General features: G+C 70.6%; 16 protein-coding genes. 7 read left to right on the top strand and 9 right to left on the bottom strand.

Annotated elements, in window-relative coordinates:
• Window positions 1–183 (top strand): hypothetical protein, encoded by a 183-nt coding sequence (locus CP978_RS31080; protein WP_043446386.1) that lies wholly within the window; start codon window positions 1–3, stop codon window positions 181–183.
• Window positions 184–372: 189 nt separating this feature from the next.
• Here the strand turns inward: CP978_RS31080 and CP978_RS31085 are convergent, their stop codons facing one another.
• Complete coding sequence (locus tag CP978_RS31085) at window positions 373–669, bottom strand: hypothetical protein (RefSeq protein WP_043446391.1); 297 nt, start codon at window positions 667–669, stop codon at window positions 373–375.
• Window positions 670–762: 93 nt separating this feature from the next.
• On the opposite strand from CP978_RS31085, the gene CP978_RS31090 reads away from it, so the two are divergent.
• Window positions 763–1,677, top strand: coding sequence for an oxygenase MpaB family protein (locus tag CP978_RS31090; protein ID WP_043446394.1), 915 nt, complete (start codon window positions 763–765; stop codon window positions 1,675–1,677).
• A gap of 122 nt (window positions 1,678–1,799) precedes the next feature.
• On the opposite strand, the gene CP978_RS31100 is transcribed toward CP978_RS31090, so the two are convergent.
• Window positions 1,800–2,399 (bottom strand): class I SAM-dependent methyltransferase, encoded by a 600-nt coding sequence (locus tag CP978_RS31100; RefSeq protein WP_043449966.1) that lies wholly within the window; start codon window positions 2,397–2,399, stop codon window positions 1,800–1,802.
• A 166-nt stretch (window positions 2,400–2,565) separates the two neighbouring features.
• On the bottom strand, window positions 2,566–2,994 hold the full coding sequence (locus CP978_RS31105; RefSeq protein WP_043446397.1) for a PPOX class F420-dependent oxidoreductase: 429 nt from the start codon (window positions 2,992–2,994) through the stop codon (window positions 2,566–2,568).
• A gap of 92 nt (window positions 2,995–3,086) precedes the next feature.
• On the opposite strand from CP978_RS31105, the gene CP978_RS31110 reads away from it, so the two are divergent.
• Window positions 3,087–3,500: a roadblock/LC7 domain-containing protein gene (locus CP978_RS31110; RefSeq protein ID WP_043446400.1), complete on the top strand. Its 414-nt coding sequence runs from the start codon at window positions 3,087–3,089 to the stop codon at window positions 3,498–3,500.
• Window positions 3,501–3,982: 482 nt separating this feature from the next.
• Here the strand turns inward: CP978_RS31110 and CP978_RS31115 are convergent, their stop codons facing one another.
• Together CP978_RS31115 and CP978_RS31120 are read right to left on the bottom strand one after the other, a co-directional pair.
• Window positions 3,983–4,855 (bottom strand): acyl-CoA thioesterase, encoded by an 873-nt coding sequence (locus CP978_RS31115; RefSeq protein WP_043446403.1) that lies wholly within the window; start codon window positions 4,853–4,855, stop codon window positions 3,983–3,985.
• Window positions 4,856–4,874: 19 nt separating this feature from the next.
• Window positions 4,875–7,388: a DEAD/DEAH box helicase gene (locus CP978_RS31120; protein ID WP_043446410.1), complete on the bottom strand. Its 2,514-nt coding sequence runs from the start codon at window positions 7,386–7,388 to the stop codon at window positions 4,875–4,877.
• A gap of 145 nt (window positions 7,389–7,533) precedes the next feature.
• On the opposite strand from CP978_RS31120, the gene CP978_RS31125 reads away from it, so the two are divergent.
• Window positions 7,534–8,328 (top strand): metal-dependent hydrolase, encoded by a 795-nt coding sequence (locus CP978_RS31125; RefSeq protein WP_043446413.1) that lies wholly within the window; start codon window positions 7,534–7,536, stop codon window positions 8,326–8,328.
• A gap of 152 nt (window positions 8,329–8,480) precedes the next feature.
• Here CP978_RS31125 and CP978_RS31130 read toward each other — a convergent pair whose 3' ends face one another.
• The 3 genes from CP978_RS31130 to CP978_RS31140 all read right to left on the bottom strand — a co-directional run bounded on the left by CP978_RS31130 (window position 8,481) and on the right by CP978_RS31140 (window position 12,901).
• Window positions 8,481–8,951, bottom strand: a complete 471-nt coding sequence (locus CP978_RS31130; protein WP_043446416.1) for a DUF5709 domain-containing protein — start codon at window positions 8,949–8,951, stop codon at window positions 8,481–8,483.
• Between the two features lie 273 nt (window positions 8,952–9,224).
• Window positions 9,225–11,042 (bottom strand): ABC transporter ATP-binding protein, encoded by a 1,818-nt coding sequence (locus tag CP978_RS31135; RefSeq protein WP_043446419.1) that lies wholly within the window; start codon window positions 11,040–11,042, stop codon window positions 9,225–9,227.
• Window positions 11,039–12,901 carry an ABC transporter transmembrane domain-containing protein gene (locus CP978_RS31140; RefSeq protein ID WP_043446422.1) on the bottom strand — a complete coding sequence of 621 codons (1,863 nt, stop codon included), beginning with the start codon at window positions 12,899–12,901 and terminating at the stop codon, window positions 11,039–11,041. Before CP978_RS31140 ends, CP978_RS31135 begins: the two co-directional genes overlap by 4 nt.
• Window positions 12,902–13,307: 406 nt before the next feature.
• On the opposite strand from CP978_RS31140, the gene CP978_RS31145 reads away from it, so the two are divergent.
• On the top strand, window positions 13,308–13,898 hold the full coding sequence (locus CP978_RS31145; protein ID WP_311775055.1) for a L,D-transpeptidase family protein: 591 nt from the start codon (window positions 13,308–13,310) through the stop codon (window positions 13,896–13,898).
• A 34-nt stretch (window positions 13,899–13,932) separates the two neighbouring features.
• Here CP978_RS31145 and CP978_RS31150 read toward each other — a convergent pair whose 3' ends face one another.
• Window positions 13,933–14,421 (bottom strand): MarR family winged helix-turn-helix transcriptional regulator, encoded by a 489-nt coding sequence (locus CP978_RS31150; RefSeq protein WP_043446424.1) that lies wholly within the window; start codon window positions 14,419–14,421, stop codon window positions 13,933–13,935.
• Between the two features lie 141 nt (window positions 14,422–14,562).
• On the opposite strand from CP978_RS31150, the gene CP978_RS31155 reads away from it, so the two are divergent.
• Both CP978_RS31155 and mltG read left to right on the top strand, forming a co-directional pair.
• Window positions 14,563–16,365, top strand: a complete 1,803-nt coding sequence (locus CP978_RS31155; RefSeq protein ID WP_043446427.1) for an ABC transporter ATP-binding protein — start codon at window positions 14,563–14,565, stop codon at window positions 16,363–16,365.
• A gap of 43 nt (window positions 16,366–16,408) precedes the next feature.
• Entirely contained in the window at window positions 16,409–17,251 is an 843-nt protein-coding gene (gene mltG, locus CP978_RS31160) for an endolytic transglycosylase MltG (protein WP_043446430.1), read from the top strand.
• Window positions 17,252–17,255: the final 4 nt, after the last annotated feature.

Genomic DNA, 17,255 nt, shown 5'->3' on the forward strand with positions numbered 1-17,255 from the left:
ATGTCGAAGAACGCGAAGATCGCCGCCGGGGGAGTGCTGGTCGGACTCATCCTGTGGATCTGGCTGCCCTGGTGGGCCGTGGTTCTGATCGTGCTGGGGGTCCCGGCGGCGGCATACCTCACCCTGGACCCCTCCCAGCGGCGCCGGCTGCGCCGGGTCGCACGCAAGGAGCTCGACCGCTGAGGGCCTGACGCCCGGCCGCGCCACCCGTCGGCGCGCAGGAGCCGACCGCATCGCCGCCCGTAGGCCCGCAGACGGTACGGTCCGCGGGCGGCGCCCCTCGCGTTCCCGCTGTCCGTCCGGCGGGAAGGGACGCCCCGGACGGACGAGCGGGACAGACAGGCGGGGCGGTACGGCCGAGGGCGCGCCCGATCAGGAGGCGGGCAGGCCCAGGAGCGCGCGTGCGACGGCCTGAGGCGACTCGCCGCGCTCCCGCGCCAGGGTGACCACGGCCCGCCGGGCCAGCTCGCTCATGCCGAACGACAGGGCCTCGGGGGACACCCATCCCGCCGCCTCGTCCATCCGGTCCTGGTCGTCCTCGGCGGATGCCGACGTATAGGCGGCGGCCGCCTCGAACAGGTTGTGCGAGCGTTTCTCCCCGCCCGCGGCGGCCTCCGGACGGAGGTTTTTGACGAAGGTGCCGAACGTTTTACGTATCGAATCGAACATGACGGGCCATTTCCCACGGGGAGAGTGCCGCAACCCTGCGTCGACCGTCTCTCGACGTAGGGTCGAGGTTTCGGCGGAGAAGGGGGACGGCACATGAGGCGGTTCGAACGGCTGGAACAGATCCGGCGCCTGGACCCCGCCAGGGACGCGCTGGAGATCTACCGGCTCAGCAGCGCGTACGAGTTCCCCTGGGACTACACACGCGCCCTGGAACTGGCCCTCTACCGCACCTACGCCGTCCCGAGCATCGGCCGGCTGCTCGCGGGGACCGCGGAACTCACGGACCGTACGCAGAGACGCTATGACGACACCACGCTGCTCCTCGACACCGTGGTGGAGCACGGCTTCGACAGCGACGAGGGCCGCACCGCGATCCGTCGCATCAACCAGATGCACCGCAGCTACGACATCGGCGACGACGACATGCGGTATGTGCTGTGCACCTTTGTGGTGATGCCGAAACGGTGGATCGACGCCTACGGCTGGCGTCGGCTGTCCCGCCATGAGACCGTCGCCTCCGCCGTGTACTACCGCACCCTCGGGCGGCACATGGGCATCAAGGACGTCCCGGAGACGTACGAGGAGTTCGAGGACTGCCTCGACACCTATGAGGAGTCCCATTTCGCCTGGGACCCGGGTGCCTGCCGGGTGTCGGACGCCACCCTGGGACTGATGGCCTCCTGGTATCCGCGACCGCTGGCCCCGCTGCTGCGCCTGACGACGCTCTCCCTCCTTGACGACCCGCTCCTCAAGGCCTTCCGTTACGAGCCCCCGAGCGACACCGCACGCACGCTGGTGCGCCGGGCGGTCCGCGCCCGCGGCCGTCTGGTCCGCCTCATGCCGCCGCGCCGCGCTCCCCACTTCGCGCGGCAGAACTGGGAGATCAAGAGCTATCCGAACGGCTACCGCATCGCCGACCTGGGCACCCGCCCCGTTCCCGGTGTGAGGGGCTGTCCCGTCCGGCCGTCGGGGACCTCCACTGCCAGGGCGAGCTCGGAGGAAAGCTGAGCGGCAGCGAGAGTCTGGAGGCCGCGGGCGCGTGCGTGGTGACCGTGCCCGGTGCGGGGCACAACATCATGTTCGACGCCCCCGACACACTGGTGGCCGAGGTGGGGCGCGGCGACTGAGGCTCAGCCCTCACGGACCGCCAGAACGAGGAAGCGGCCGTCCTCGTCGACGTACGACGTCATCCGCCAGCCGGACGTGGCCAGCAGCGGGCCGATCCGGGGCTCGGCCCGCAGGTCGTCCGGGGTGATCTGCCGGCCCTGGCGGGCCGCGAGCGCTGCCCGGCCGATCGGATGGAACAGCGCGAGCAGACCGCCGGGCCGCACCACGCGTGCCAACTCCCGCAGGTTGTCCGCCGGGTGCGGGAGATGGGAGATCAGCCCCGCCGCGAACACCGCGTCGAGGGACTCCGTGCGCAGGGGGAGCGCGGTCACATCGGCGAGCAGCAGCCGGCCGTCGCGGTCCCGCCCGGCCCGCCGCGCAGCCTCCAGCATCGCCGGGGTCAGATCGGTCCCCAGGACCACTCCGGAGGCGCCCACGGCCTTGCGTAGCGGAATGAGCGCCCGGCCCGTGCCGCAGCCCGCGTCCAGCACACGGTCGCCCTCGCGCAGCCCGAGATCACGGACCGCGGCGGCGTAGGCCGGGCCGTCGTGGGGGAACTTCGTGTCCCAGCCGGCCGCGCGCGCACCGAAGAACTCCCGGACATGGGTGGGGTCGTCACTCATGTGCCGCATGATTCCGCACTTCCGTGAACGCCGCGCGGCAGGGGCGCGGCAGCGGGGCCGACGACGCCCTCGATCGCACAGGCGGCATGCCGACGCACTGAGCCGTTCCGTCGGGTGTGCGGGGTGGTACGCACGGTCCCGCACACCCGACTCGACCGGCCGTGCGCTACCCGGCGACCTCCGAGTACGCCAGCACCTTGTCGATCCGCAGCCGGACCAGAAGTTCCCCCGGGACCCCGTTGCGCGCGCCGAACTCCTCCGCCCGCTCCTCGCCCATATAGCGACCGCCGATCCGGGTCGCCCAGTGCCGTAGCTCGCTGAGGTCCTCCGACAACTCCGCCCGCCCCCGCATTACCACGAAGCCGTAGGGCGGACGGTCGTCGTCCACGCACAGGGCGGCCCGGCCGTCCCGGGCCAGGTTTCTTCCCTTCACCGTCTCCTTCCCGGTGTTGAAGACCACCTCGTCACCGTCCAGCAGGAACCAGATCGGCGCCACATGGGGACTGCCGTCGGCGCTGACCGTGGAGAGTTTTCCGGTGCGGGTGCCGTGCAGGACGAAGGAACGCCACTCGTCGTCAGCCATCTTCTGTGCCATGGCCCCATCGTGCTTGCTCGGACGACGGCAGTGGGGAAGGCTGGCTGATCGGATCCTCCGGCCAGGGGGAGCGAGGCTACGGGGAGAGAGCCATGGCGCAGAACACGGAACTCGGCTGGCTACTGGACGATCTGGCCGAGCGCATCGACCACATACGGCACGCGCTGGTGCTGTCCAGCGACGGGTTGGTGACCGGCGCGAGCACGGGGCTGCGGCGCGAGGACGCCGAGCATCTCGCCGCGGTCTCGTCCGGGCTGCACAGCCTGGCCAAGGGCTCGGGCCGTCATTTCGGTGCGGGACGGGTGCGCCAGACCATGATCGAATTCGATGACGCGATCCTGTTCGTCACCGCGGCCGGCGCGGGAAGCTGTCTGTGCGTGCTCAGCGCCGCCGAGGCCGACATCGGCCAGATCGCCTACGAGATGACGCTGCTGGTGAATCGGGTCGGGGAGCACCTCGCCGTGGAATCACGGGAACGGGAAAGCACACCGCGGACGGACCTCTGACCGGAGGGTCCTCCGCGACGGCCGCGCTGTGACCGGGGCCCCGTCGTCCCCTGAAGCACCGTCACGTTTCTGCCTCTGACCTGCGCAAGAGCGCGATGTGGTGAGTTGTCCACAGGCAGAAACGGGAATCCGGCGACCGGGCTACGGTTCTTTCCAGGCGGGTTCACACGGTGCCCGTCAGCGACACGGGGGAGACACACCATGTCCGGACGCACTGTCACGTCCACCGTCGACAAGAGCACCTGCGGTGCCGCGGCCGCCCGGTCGCGGCGACCGCGGCCGGCCGGGAGCCGGGCCGTGCACAGGGTCCCTGACCTCTGGCGGCCCGGGACCCCGATCGGCAGGGAGGCCCAGTCCGGCCGCGAGCCCATGGGGCCACGGGGCAGATCCGGACGGCCCCGGCGCAGAAGCGTGGGTGCGGTGGCGCCGGACGCGCGGGCCCGGCACCGGTCAGGAGGGCCGGGCTTCGCAGAGGCGCGCCGTCATCCGTCGAGTCTGCGGAACAGGCCCTCCTGGACGACCGAGACCAGCAGCCGGCCCCGGAGATCGTAGATGCAGCCCCGGGCGAGGCCGCGTCCCCCCACCGCGATCGGGGACTCCTGGTCGTACAGGAACCACTCGTCCGCGCGGAAGGGCCGGTGGAACCACATCGCGTGATCCAGCGACGCCATGTCGAAGCCACGTCGCCCCCACAGCGGTTCGACGGGGATGCGGACGGCGTCCAGGAGCGTCATGTCGCTGGCGTAGGTGAGCGCGCAGGTGTGGACCAGCGGGTCGTCCCCGAGCGGGCCCACGGCACGCATCCAGACGGCGCTGCGTGGTTCCGCGGCCTTGATCTCCTCGTCGCTCCAGCGCAGCCGGTCCGCGTAGCGGATGTCGAAGGGCTGGCGTCGGGCCATCCGCTCCAGTGCCTCGGGCAGTTCGCCGAGATGCTCCCTGACTTCCTGTGCCACCGTCGGCAGCGACTCCGGGTCCGGCACCGTGCGGGCCGGCGGCAATTGGTGCTCGAAGTCCCCCTCTTCGGCCTTGTGGAAGGAGGCGGTCAGATTGAAGATCGTGCGGCCCTGCTGCACAGCTGTGACCCGGCGGGTCGTGAAGGACCTCCCGTCCCGGACACGCTCGACCTGGTACACGATGGGCACGCCCGGGATGCCCGGGCGCAGAAAGTACGCGTGCAGCGAGTGCACCGGCCGTTCGCCGTCCGTGGTGCGGCCGGCGGCGACCAGGGCCTGGCCGGCCACCTGGCCGCCGAAGACCCGCTGCAGGGACTCCTGCGGGCTGCGGCCACGGAATATGTTGACCTCGATCTGCTCCAGGTCGAGCAGGTCGACAAGCCTCTCGGCCGGGTTCGTCATGGGTGGGTCTCTCCTGTGTTCACAGCTGGCCGACGCCCGTGACCCGGACGACCGCACGGCCCTCCGCGTCGGAGGCCGCGAGGTCGATCTCCGCGCTGATGCCCCAGTCGTGGTCGCCGTTCGGATCGGCGAAGGTCTGCCGCACGCGCCACAACCCGTTCTCCGGCTCCTCGGTGATCATCAGCAGCTTGGGGCCGCGGGCGTCGGGGCCGGTGCCGAGATCGTCGTACTCGTCCCAGTAGCTGTCCATGGCCGCGCCCCACGCCTCGGCGTCCCAGCCGGACTCCGCGTCCATCTCGCCGAGTTCCTCGATCTGATCGAGCGCGGCCAGCTCCACACGGCGGAACAGGGAGTTGCGGACCAGCACGCGGAAGGCGCGCGGGTTCGTGGTGATCGGCTTGACCTGGTCGGCCTTCTCCTGCGCCTCCTCGGCCGTGACCTCCTCCGGATTCGCCAGCTGTTCCCACTCGTCCAGCAGGCTGGAGTCGACCTGGCGCACCATCTCGCCGAGCCAGGCGATCAGATCCTCCAGGTCGTCCGACTTCAGATCGTCCGGCACGGTGTGGTCGAGGGCCTTGTAGGCGCCGGCCAGGTAGCGCAGCACGATGCCCTCGGTGCGGGCGAGCTCGTAGAAGGAGACCAGCTCGGTGAAGGACATCGCCCGCTCGTACATGTCGCGGATCACCGACTTCGGCGACAGCGGATGGTCGCCGACCCACGGATGGCTCTTGCGGTACGTGTTGTAGGCCTGGAAGAGCAGCTCCTCCAGCGGCTTGGGGTACGTGACGTCCTGGAGCCGCTCCATGCGCTCCTCGTACTCGACCCCGTCGGCCTTCATCGCGGCCACGGCCTCACCGCGCGCCTTGTTCTGCTGGGCCACCAGGATCTGCCGCGGGTCGTCCAGCGTGGACTCGATGACGGACACCATGTCGAGGGCGTAGGACGGGGACTCCGGGTCGAGGAGTTCGAACGCGGCCAGCGCGAACGTCGACAGCGGCTGGGTGAGCGCGAAGTCCTGCTGCAGGTCGACCGTGAGGCGCACGATCCGACCGGTGGCGTCCGGCTCGTCGAGCTTCTCGACGATGCCGCCGTCCAGCAGCGAGCGGTAGATCGCGATCGCACGCCGGATGTGCCGCAGCTGCTGCCTGCGCGGTTCGTGATTGTCCTCCAGCAGATGCCGCATCGCCTCGAAGGCGTTGCCCGGCCGGGCGATCACCGACAGCAGCATCGTGTGGGTGACCCGGAAGCGGGAGGTGAGCGGCTCCGGGTCGGCGGCGATCAGCTTCTCGAAGGTGTTCTCCGTCCAGCCGACGAAGCCCTCGGGGGCCTTCTTGCGTACCACCTTGCGGCGCTTCTTCGGATCCTCGCCGGCCTTGGCGAGCGCCTTCTCGTTCTCGATGACATGCTCCGGCGCCTGCGCCACGACCAGGCCCGCCGTGTCGAAGCCCGCGCGCCCGGCGCGGCCCGCGATCTGATGGAACTCACGGGCGCGCAGGGTGCGCACCCGGCTCCCGTCGTACTTGGTCAGCGCCGTGAACAGCACGGTGCGGATGGGGACGTTGACGCCGACCCCCAGGGTGTCCGTGCCGCAGATCACCTTCAGCAGACCGGCCTGGGCCAGTTTCTCCACCAGGCGGCGGTACTTGGGCAGCATGCCGGCGTGGTGGACGCCGATGCCGTGCCGTACGTAACGGGAGAGGTTGCGGCCGAACTTGGTGGTGAAGCGGAAGTTGCCGATCAGCGCGGCGATCTCGTCCTTCTCCTCGCGCGAGCACATATTGATGCTCATCAGCGCCTGAGCCCGCTCCACGGCCTGCGCCTGGGTGAAATGGACGATGTAGACGGGGGCCTGCCGGGTCTCCAGGAGATCGGTGAGCGTCTCGGTGAGCGGGGTGAGCCGATACTCGTACGAGAGCGGCACCGGACGGGTGGCCGAGCGCACCACCGCGGTCGGGCGGCCGGTGCGGCGGGTCAGATCCTGCTCGAACATCGAGACATCGCCGAGAGTCGCCGACATCAGGATGAACTGCGCCTGCGGCAACTCCAGGAGCGGGATCTGCCACGCCCAGCCGCGGTCGCCCTCGGCGTAGAAGTGGAACTCGTCCATCACGACCTGGCCGACATCGGCCTGCCGGCCGTCGCGCAGCGCGATGGACGCCAGGACCTCGGCCGTGCAGCAGATCACGGGAGCGTCGGCGTTGACCGAGGCGTCCCCGGTGAGCATGCCCACGTTCTCGGTGCCGAAGAGCTTGCACAGCTCGAAGAACTTCTCCGAGACCAGCGCCTTGATCGGCGCGGTGTAGAAGGTGACCTCGTCCCGGGCGAGGGCCGCGAAGTGCGCGCCCGCGGCGATCATGCTCTTCCCGGATCCGGTGGGGGTCGACACGATCACGTTCGCCCCCGAGACCGCCTCGATCAGCGCCTCCTCCTGGTGCGGATAGAGCGTGAGGCCGCGCTCCCCGGCCCACGCCTCGAAGGCTTCGTACAGGGCGTCGGGGTCTGCGGTCCGCGGGAGCTGATCGATGAGGGTCACGTCCCCATCTTGCCTGCCCGGACACCCGATGGGGGAATCGGCTGCCGATCGGAAGATCACGAACGCTACGCTGTGGCGCCGACGAACTGTCATCGCACCGGGACAACTGGGCGGCACGACAAGAGGAATGGGGCGGAAAGCGGTCATGATGGGACCAGCGCACTCGCTGTCGGGGGCCACGGCCTGGCTCGGGGTGGGGGCGGTGGCCGCCTTGACGGGGCACCCGATGCCCTGGCCGGTCGTCCTGGTCGGCGCACTGATCTGCGCGGGTGCCGCGCTGGCGCCGGACCTCGACCACAAGGCGGCCACCATCTCACGGGCCTTCGGGCCCATTTCCCACGGCCTGTGCGAGATCGTCGACAAACTGTCCTACGCCGCCTACAAGGCGACCAGGATGCCGGGCGACCCGCGCCGCTCCGGCGGTCACCGTACGCTGACGCACACCTGGCTGTGGGCGGTGCTGATCGGTGCGGGCACCTCGGTGCTGGCCATCGCCGGCGGCCGCTGGGCGGTGCTGGCCATCCTCTTCGTGCACATGGTGCTGGCGATCGAGGGGCTGCTGTGGCGGGCGGCGCGCGGTTCGAGCAGCGATGTGCTGGTGTGGCTGCTCGCGGCGACGAGCGCCTGGATCCTCGCCGGCATACTCGACGAACCGGGCAAGGGTGCGGACTGGCTGTTCTCCTCGCCCGGCCTGGAGTATCTGTGGCTCGGGCTGCCGATCATCCTGGGCGCCCTGATGCACTGCCTCGGCGACGCGCTGACCGTCTCGGGCTGCCCCATCCTGTGGCCCATACCGTTGGGCCGCAGGCGCTGGTACCCGGTGGGCACGCCCAAGGGCATGCGGTTCCGGGCCGGAAGCTGGGTCGAGCTGAAGGTGCTGATGCCGGCCTTCATGCTGATCGGCGGGGTGGGCGCCGTGGTGGCGCTGAACGTCGTCTGAGTGGCGCGGGAGGGCGGCCATGGGGTGCTGCTCCGGCCCCGGCCGTCGGGACCGTCACCGCGTTCGTCGGGACCGTCGTCGCCCTTCGCACGACTGGTCCCGGCATGTGCCGGACCGAGGCGGCACCGGCTCGGCAGGGCGCCCCCGCCGACTCAGCGGGACACGATGTCCTCGTCGACGATGTGCACGGCCGCCTCCTCGGCCGAGGCCGCCGCACCGTCGATGCCGACGTCGGTGGCGATCAGCCCGTTCTCCTCGTCGTCGTGCGCCCCTTCGTCGGGGGCGACGAGACGTCCGGAGCGGGCATCGCCCACCTCGTTGTCCAGGGGCTCACCGTCCCCGTCCGACCGGTCCCCGATGTCGTCGCCGTCCGGGGCCGTGATGTCCGGGAGCTCCTCTGCCAGGCGCTGGTCCAGGGTTTCGCCGAGGTGTCCCTCGGCCGCGGTCACGCCCTCGTGCTCGACCGCCCAGGGCCGTTCCGGCGGCGACCAGCCCCGGTCGAGCGGGTCGCCGACCCCGTCGGAGAGCAGAGTGTCCTCGGCGTCGAGCAGCCCCGCGTCGTCCTGCACCTCGGAACCGTCGGGCTGGTAGACCTCGTCTCCCCAACCGTCGGTGCTGTCCACGGGTACCTCCAGATGCTGGGGCGGAACCGGGTGCCGCCGTGGGAACGGCGGACAGGGGGACCATGGGTGCCGACCACGTCCTTCCGGACCGGATGGCTGCGGCACGGCCCCCGTACCGGTGCCACATCCAGCCTTCCACCCGGCGATGGCCCCGCGCAACGGCAGCCCCCGGCGAGAACGCGGCACGGCACATCGATGGGGGAAGCGTCCGGGGCGGACCGGCGGGCGGCCGTGCGCCGGCCCCGGAACCTCCCACCGCTCCGGCGGGCCGCGTCAGCCGTGCCAGGACCGCCACAGCGCCGCATACGCCCCGTCCGCGGCGACCAGCTGGTCATGGCTGCCCAGCTCGCTGATCCGCCCGTTCTCCACGACGGCGATCAGGTCGGCGTCGTGCGCGGTGTGCAGCCGGTGCGCGATGGCGACGACCGTGCGGCCGTCCAGGACACGGGCCAGGGAGCGTTCCAGATGACGGGCCGCGCGAGGATCGAGGAGGGAGGTCGCCTCGTCCAGGACCAGGGTGTGCGGGTCGGCGAGCACCAGCCGGGCGAGCGCGATCTGCTGCGCCTGCGCCGGAGTCAGGGCCAGACTGCCGGACCCCACCTCGGTGTCCAGCCCGTCGTCCAGGGCGCGCGCCCAGCCGTCCGCGTCCACCGCGGCCAGCGCGGCCCACAGTTCGGTGTCGACGGTGTCGGCGGGGGTGCCGCCGTCCGCCTGCAGCCGGGAGTGGGGGAGCGCCAGCAGCAGGTTGTCGCGCAGGGAGCCCACGAACACATGGTGCTCCTGGTTGACCAGGGCCACATGGGAGCGGACGCGCTCGGCGGGCATCCGGGAAAGTTCCGCGCCACCGAGGGTGATCCGGCCGGCCCGGGGCGCATAGATCCCGGCGAGCAGCCGGCCCAGTGTGGACTTGCCCGCACCTGACGGTCCCACCAGGGCCAGCCGGGTGCCGGGCGCCACCTCCAGGGAGACCCGGTGCAGCACATCGACTCCTGCGCGGTAACCGAAGCGGACTTCGTCCGCCTCGACATCACGGCCCTTCGGCGCCAGTGACGCATTGCCCTCGTCCGGCGCGATGTCGCGGACTCCGACCAGCCGGGCCAGTGACACCTGGGCGACCTGCAGCTCGTCGTACCAGCGCAGGATCAGGCCCACCGGGTCGACCAGCATCTGCGCGATGAGCGCACCGGTGGTCAGCTGGCCGACACCGATCCAGCCCTGCAGGACGAACATCCCGCCGATCATCAGAACCGAGGACAGGACCGTGACATGAGTGATGCTGACCACCGGGAAGAGCACCGAGCGCAGCCACAGCGTGTAGCGTTCCCAGGCCGTCCACTGCTCGACCCGCCGGTCGGAGAGCGCGATGCGCCGGTCGCCGAGACGGTGCGCCTCCACGGTCCGTCCGGCGTCCACGGTCTCGGTGAGAGCGGCGGCCACGGCGGCGTATCCGGCGGCTTCGGAGCGGTACGCCGACGGGGCGCGTTTGAAGTACCAGCGGCAGCCGATCACCAGCAGCGGTACCGCGACGAGCACGGCCGGAGCGAGCGGCGGGGCCGTGACGGTCAGTCCGCCGAGCAGCAGCAGGGCCCACACCACACCGATCGACAGCTGCGGCACGGCCTCACGCATCGCGTTGGCGAGCCGGTCGATGTCGGTGGTGATCCGGGACAGCAGATCACCGGTCCCGGCCCGCTCCAGGACGCCCGGCGGGAGCTTCACCGACCGCACGAGGAAGTCCTCGCGCAGATCGGCGAGCATCCGCTCACCGAGCACGGCGCCCTTCAGCCGCACCAGCCGGACGAACACGGCCTGGACGACGAGGGCGAGGACGAACAGTGCGGCGGTGCGCTCCAGATGAAGCTCCCGGGCCCCCTCCGACACGCGCTCGACCAGCCCGCCCAGCAGATAGGGGCCCGCCATCGAGGCGATGACCGACACCGTGTTCACGGCGATCAGCAGCACAAAGGCCCGCCGATGCCGATGGAACAGTTCGCTCACATAGCCGCGCACGGTCGCGGGGGCGCCGACGGGCAGGGTGTTCGCCACCGTCGGGGCCGCCGGGTCGTACACCGGTGGCGCCACGCCGATCATGCGGTCTCCTCGATCTCTTCCAGTCCGGCCAGTACGCCTTCGGCCACCGCTCCGTTCCGTGCGGCGGCCTTGTCCTCGGACCCGGACCCGGACCCGGACCCGGCCCCGGCTCCGTGCCCGTCGTCTTCGTCCTCGGTCTCGCGGGTGACGACCTCGCGGTACCGGGGGTCGTCGTGCACCAGCTTGCGGTGCAGCCCCACCGCCGCGACCTCGCCCTCGTGCACCAGCACGACCCGGTCGGCGCGGTCCAGAAGCAGCGGCGAGGAGGTGAACACGACCGTTGTGCGGCCCGTCCGCAGCTTTCTGATCCCCTCCGCGATCCGTGCCTCGGTGTGCGAGTCGACGGCGGACGTCGGCTCGTCCAGCACCAGCACCTGCGGGTCTGTGATCAGTGAACGGGCCAGGGCGAGCCGCTGGCGCTGTCCGCCGGACAGGGAACGGCCGCGTTCGGTGATCCGTGCGTCCAAGGGGTCCCCGGCCTCCGGTGCCGCCTGCGTCAGCGCGTCCAGGACGTCGCCGCACTGCGCCGCCGCCAGCGCCTCCTCGGCACCGACCTCGCCCGAGGAGGGGACGTCGAGCAGTGCGCGCAGCGAGCCGGACAGCAGCACCGGGTCCTTGTCCTGGACGAGGACGGCGGTCCGGGCCGCATCGAGCGGCAGTTCGTCCAGGGGGACGTCGCCCAGGAGCACCGAGGCGCTCTTCTCGGCGGGGTGTCCGCCCAGCCGTTCGGCGAGCACGCCCGCTGCGTCGGGGTCGCCGCAGACCACCGCGGTGAGCAGACCGGAGGGTGCGAGCAGTCCGGTGAGGGGGTCGTACAGGTCCCCGTCCGGCAGATGCCCGTCGCGGGAGCCCGCGGCGTCCGTGGCGCGATCCAGCGACAGCACACGGGCCGCGCGCTGGGCCGACGGCCGGGAGAAGGAGTAGGCCATGGCGATCTCTTCGAAGTGCCGAAGAGGGTAGGTGAGCAGCATGACCGCGCTGTACACGGTGACCAGTTCACCGACGGCGATCCGGCCCTCCTGGGCCAGGTGCACGCCCCGCCAGACGACCGCGATCATCAGCAGTCCCGGCAGCAGCACCTGGATCCCCGCGATCAGCGACCACATCCGGGCGCTGCGCACCGCCGCGGTGCGGACCTCCTGCGAGGCCCTGCGGTACCGGTCGAGGAACAGTTCCTCACCGCCGATGCCGCGCAGCACCCTGAGGCCCGCGACGGTGTCCGAGGCCAGTTCGGTGGCCCGGCCGGCCTTCTGCCGCTGGACGTCGGCCCGCCGGGTCGCGCGGGGCAGCAGCGGCAGCACGGCCAGCGCCAGCACCGGAACTCCCACCGCGACGACCACGCCCAGCGCGGGCTGGTACACGACGAGCCCGACGCAGACCGCCACCACGGTCAGTGCGGCCGCGCCGAAGCGGGAGACGGCCTCCACGAACCAGCCGATCTTCTCGACGTCTCCGGTGGACACCGCGACGACCTCACCGGCCGCGACTCGCCGGGTCAGGGCGGAGCCCAGCATCGCCGTTCTGCGGGCCAGAAGCTGCTGGACGCGTGCGGCGGCGGTGATCCAGTTGGTGACCGCGGCGCGGTGCAGCATGGTGTCGCCCAGCGCGATGCCCGCCCCGCACAGCAGGAGCAGCCCGCCGGTCTGGACGAGCCGTGCGCCCGAGCGTTCGACGACGGCCTGGACGGCGAGTCCGACGCAGAAGGGCAGCCCGCAGACGGACAGGAAGTGCAACAGCCCCCAGAGGAGGGCCCTGCATTGTCCGCCCAGCTGGTTCCGGCCGAGCCACCAGAGGAACCGGGGCCCTGAACGTGTGTCCGGCACGCCGGGGTCGGAATACGGAAGGTCTTGAATCTGCATGACGTCCCAGTGGCTCGTGTCAGGGATGGACCGGGTCGCGGGGCGGTGCTGAGCCGGGGCCGGGCCCGCGGCCGTCCGCGAGTGTCCATAACAAACCGTGACAGGGTCGCGTTGATCGCGGCCGGAGGCAACCGGTTTTCCGGACCGCGCGACAAGAATCGGCCCTTGCTGCCGACACGCGAACAGAGCAGGCGTATGCCGTAATAGCACGAAATATGATGTGACTATATGTCTCATGTGGACGGGCGGAGTGTACGGCGCGGGGCGCTCGTGGGCCGTGACGGCGGCCTGCGGTGTGCTCCTGATGTCCCTCTCCGCGTGCGCGAGTTCACCCGATGAAGAACACCGCCGGCCGCGCGGTACCGCGTCGAGCGGCCGGGCCGCTCGACCGCCGGCCCCGGCTCCCATGGCCGACAGGGGCCGCATTCCGGGAGTCGGTGAGCGGATCCGACGGAGTGTTCCGTCCGGCAGCGGTCAGGCCCTGGTGGTGTACGGCGACGGCGAGAACTCGCCGGACTCCACAGCGGTGTTCTATGTGAAGGAGGGCTCCTCCTGGGTCGCGCTCGGGCGCTGGCGAGGGCACAACGGGAGGCGGGGCTGGGCGGCGGACCATCAGGAGAACGATCTGCGCAGCCCGGTGGGTGTGTTCACGCTCAGCGACGCGGGAGGCGTCCTTCCGGACCCCGGAACCCGCCTCCCCTATGACCAGGGCCGGTCCTATGAGGTGCCGGGGAGCTGGGGCGAGGCGCACCGGAGGGACTTCTACTACGTCATCGCCATCGACTACAACCGGGTCAGGGGCACCCCGCCGAACGATCCGACCCGGCCGCTCGGACAGCGGAAGGGCGGCGGCATCTGGCTGCATCTCGACCACGGTGACGGCACGGCCGCCTGTGTCACTCTGCCCGCGTCCGGTATGGAGTACCTGCTGCGCACGCTCGACCCGGACCGGCGTCCGGTGGTGGTGATGGGAGACCGTGCGCGTTTGATGGGTTAGTGCCCCGACGGCCGACGTTCGCCGCGGTTCGCCCTCAAGGGTGCTCCGGTCGGCCCGAGGGACGTTCCCGGCCGGTCGCGCCGGGGAGGTCACCGCCGTCGATCAGGGTGTCGAGCAGGCCCCCGAGTATCTCGCGCTGTTCCTCAGTCAGCGGAGCGAGGATCTCCTCGGCCGCGGTCCTGCGTGCCCGGCGCAACTCGCGCAGCGCCGTCCAGCCCTCGTCGGTCACCTCGATCCTTGTCACCCGGCGGTTGGCGGGATCGGGCACCCGGCGCACCCTGCCGCTCGCCTCGAGACCGTCGACCAGAGTCGTCACCGCTCGTGGCACCACCTCCAGACGCTCGGCGAGATCCGCCATGCGCGGCGGTGATCCGAAGTGCACGAGGGTGCGCAGCAGCCGGGACTGGGCCGGGGTGATGCCCAGATCGCGCTGCTCCAGATGACGCTTCTGGATGCGGTGCACACGCCGGGTGAACCGCAGCAGTTGCTCGGCGAGCAGGCCGTCGGGGTCGGGGGTGGTCATGCGCGCACACTATCAGGACCAGGCTCATTGTGAATATAGGTAACAATGAGCTAGACTCCGTCGGACATCGTTCCGCCGCCGTCGTCCCGCGGCCGGCGGCATCGGATTCCCCGTGCCGCCACCTCACCCCCGTAGGAGCTCATGCGTCCCGATCGATCCACCTGGACCCCGTCACCCGGCGGTTCGCCGGAGCAGCCGCCGCAGGTGCGCCGCATCCTGAGGCTCTTCAAGCCCTACCGCGGCCGGCTCGCGGTCGTCGGCCTGCTGGTCGGCGCCTCCTCGCTGGTCTCCGTCGTCACCCCGTTCCTGCTGCGGGAGACCCTGGACGTCGCCATCCCGCAGGGCCGCACCGGACTGCTGAGCCTGCTGGCGCTCGGCATGATCCTGAGCGCCGTCGTCAACAGCGTCTTCGGCGTGCTGCAGACCCTGATCTCCACCACGGTCGGCCAGCGCGTCATGCACGACCTGCGGACCGCTGTCTACGGGCGGCTGCAGCGGATGTCCCTCGCTTTCTTCACCCGCACCCGCACCGGCGAGGTCCAGTCCCGTATCGCCAATGACATCGGCGGTATGCAGGCGACGGTCACCTCCACCGCGACCTCCCTGGTCTCCAATCTCACGAGCGTGATCGCCACCGTCGTCGCGATGATCGCTCTCGACTGGCGGCTCACCGTCGTCTCGTTGCTTCTGCTGCCGCTGTTCGTCTGGATCAGCCGTCGCGTCGGCAACGAGCGCAGGAAGATCGCCACCCAGCGCCAGAAGCAGATGGCGGTCATGGCCGCCACGGTCACCGAGTCCCTCTCCGTCAGCGGCATCCTGCTCGGCCGCACCATGGGCCGCGCCGACTCGCTCACCAAGTCCTTCGCGGGCGAGTCCGAGAGCCTCGTCGACCTGGAGGTGAGGTCGAACATGGCCGGCCGCTGGCGCATGGCCGTGATCACCATCGTCATGGCCGCCATGCCCGCCGTCATCTACTGGGCCGCCGGCATGGCGCTCCAGCTGGGCGGCCAGTCCGTCTCCATCGGTACGCTCGTGGCGTTCGTCTCGCTGCAGCAGGGCCTGTTCCGGCCGACGGTCAGCCTGCTGTCCACCGGCGTCCAGATCCAGACCTCGCTGGCGCTCTTCCAGCGCATCTTCGAGTACCTCGACCTGCCCATCGACATCAACGAGCCCGCCGACCCGGTCCATCTCGACGAGGTCAAGGGCGAGATCCGCTTCGAGGGCGTCGAGTTCCACTACGACCTCGACAGCGCCCCGATACTCGAGGACATCGACATCACCGTTCCGGCCGGCGGCAGCCTCGCCGTGGTCGGCCCCACCGGCTCGGGGAAGTCCACGCTCAGCTACCTGGTGCCGCGGCTGTACGACGTGACGGGCGGCCGGGTCGTGCTCGACGGCGTCGACGTACGGGACCTCGACTTCGACACGCTCGCCCGCGCGGTCGGAGTGGTCTCCCAGGAGACCTATCTCTTCCATGCCTCGGTCGCCGACAATCTGCGCTTCGCCAAGCCGGACGCCACGGACGAGGAGCTGCACGCGGCGGCGAGGGCGGCCCAGATCCACGACCACATCGCATCCCTGCCCGACGGGTACGACACGGTCGTCGGCGAGCGCGGTCACCGCTTCTCGGGCGGGGAGAAGCAGCGGCTGGCCATCGCGCGCACCATTCTGCGCGACCCGCCGGTCCTCATCCTCGACGAGGCGACCAGCGCACTGGACACCCGTACCGAGCACGCCGTCCAGGAGGCCATCGACGCCCTGTCCGCCAACCGTACGACGCTCACCATCGCCCACCGGTTGTCCACCGTCCGGGGCGCCGACCAGATCGTCGTCCTCGACTCCGGGCGCGCGGTCGAACGGGGCACCCACGAGGAGCTGTTGGAGCTGGGCGGACGCTATGCGGCCCTGGTCCGACGGGATGCCCGACTGGAGACCGCAAGATGACGAGATGTCGGAATTATTATGTTTTTCGGGTTATCGTTCCCGCATGCAGACCAACACTCCGTCAGGGAAACAGACCCCCCGTGGAACACGCCGGAGGCGGGCCACTCTTGTTGTGATCGGAGCCGTCGTGGCGGCCACCGCCGTCGCGGTTCCGCTGCTGATGCTGCAGAGGAACGAGGAGAACCGGTACATCTCCCTCGTCATCCCGGAGGGCTGGCGCGCCGGCCAGATCTACCGGGCCGTCGACAAGGCCCTCGACCTCCCGCCGGGCTCCACCATGAAGTCTCTGGTCAAGGCCCATCTCCCGCTGCCGGCCGCCGCCCAGGGCAACCCCGAGGGCTATCTCTTCCCGGCCACCTATCCGATCCGCCGGAAGGCGAGTCCCGAGTCCGTACTGCGGTACATGGTCGACACCGCGAACAAGAGATTCAGCCTCGGCTCGCTCACCGCGGGCGCCCAGCGCAACGCCATGAGCGGCTACCAGACCGTCACCATGGCGAGCATCGTGCAGTCCGAGGCGGCCACCGGCGAGGACATGCGCAAGGTGGCCCGGGTCATCCTCAACCGCATGGAGCGGGACATGCCACTGCAGATGGACGCCACCCTCAACTATGCGAAGGACCGGTTCACCCTGGACACCAGCGTGGCCGACACAAAGATCGACAGCCCCTACAACACCTACCGACACATGGGCCTGCCACCGACGCCGATCGCCAGCCCGGGCACCGAGGCGCTGCGCGCCGTGCTGAACCCGACACCCGGCGACTGGCTGTACTTCGTCACGGTCAAGCCCGGCGACACCAGGTTCTCGGCGACCTACGAGGAGCATCTGCGCAATGTCGCGGAGTTCAACCGGCTGCGTGCGGGGAGCTCGCCGTCGAGCTGACAGC

The sequence above is a fragment of the Streptomyces nodosus genome, assembly GCF_008704995.1.
GTDB classification, from domain to species: domain Bacteria; phylum Actinomycetota; class Actinomycetes; order Streptomycetales; family Streptomycetaceae; genus Streptomyces; species Streptomyces nodosus.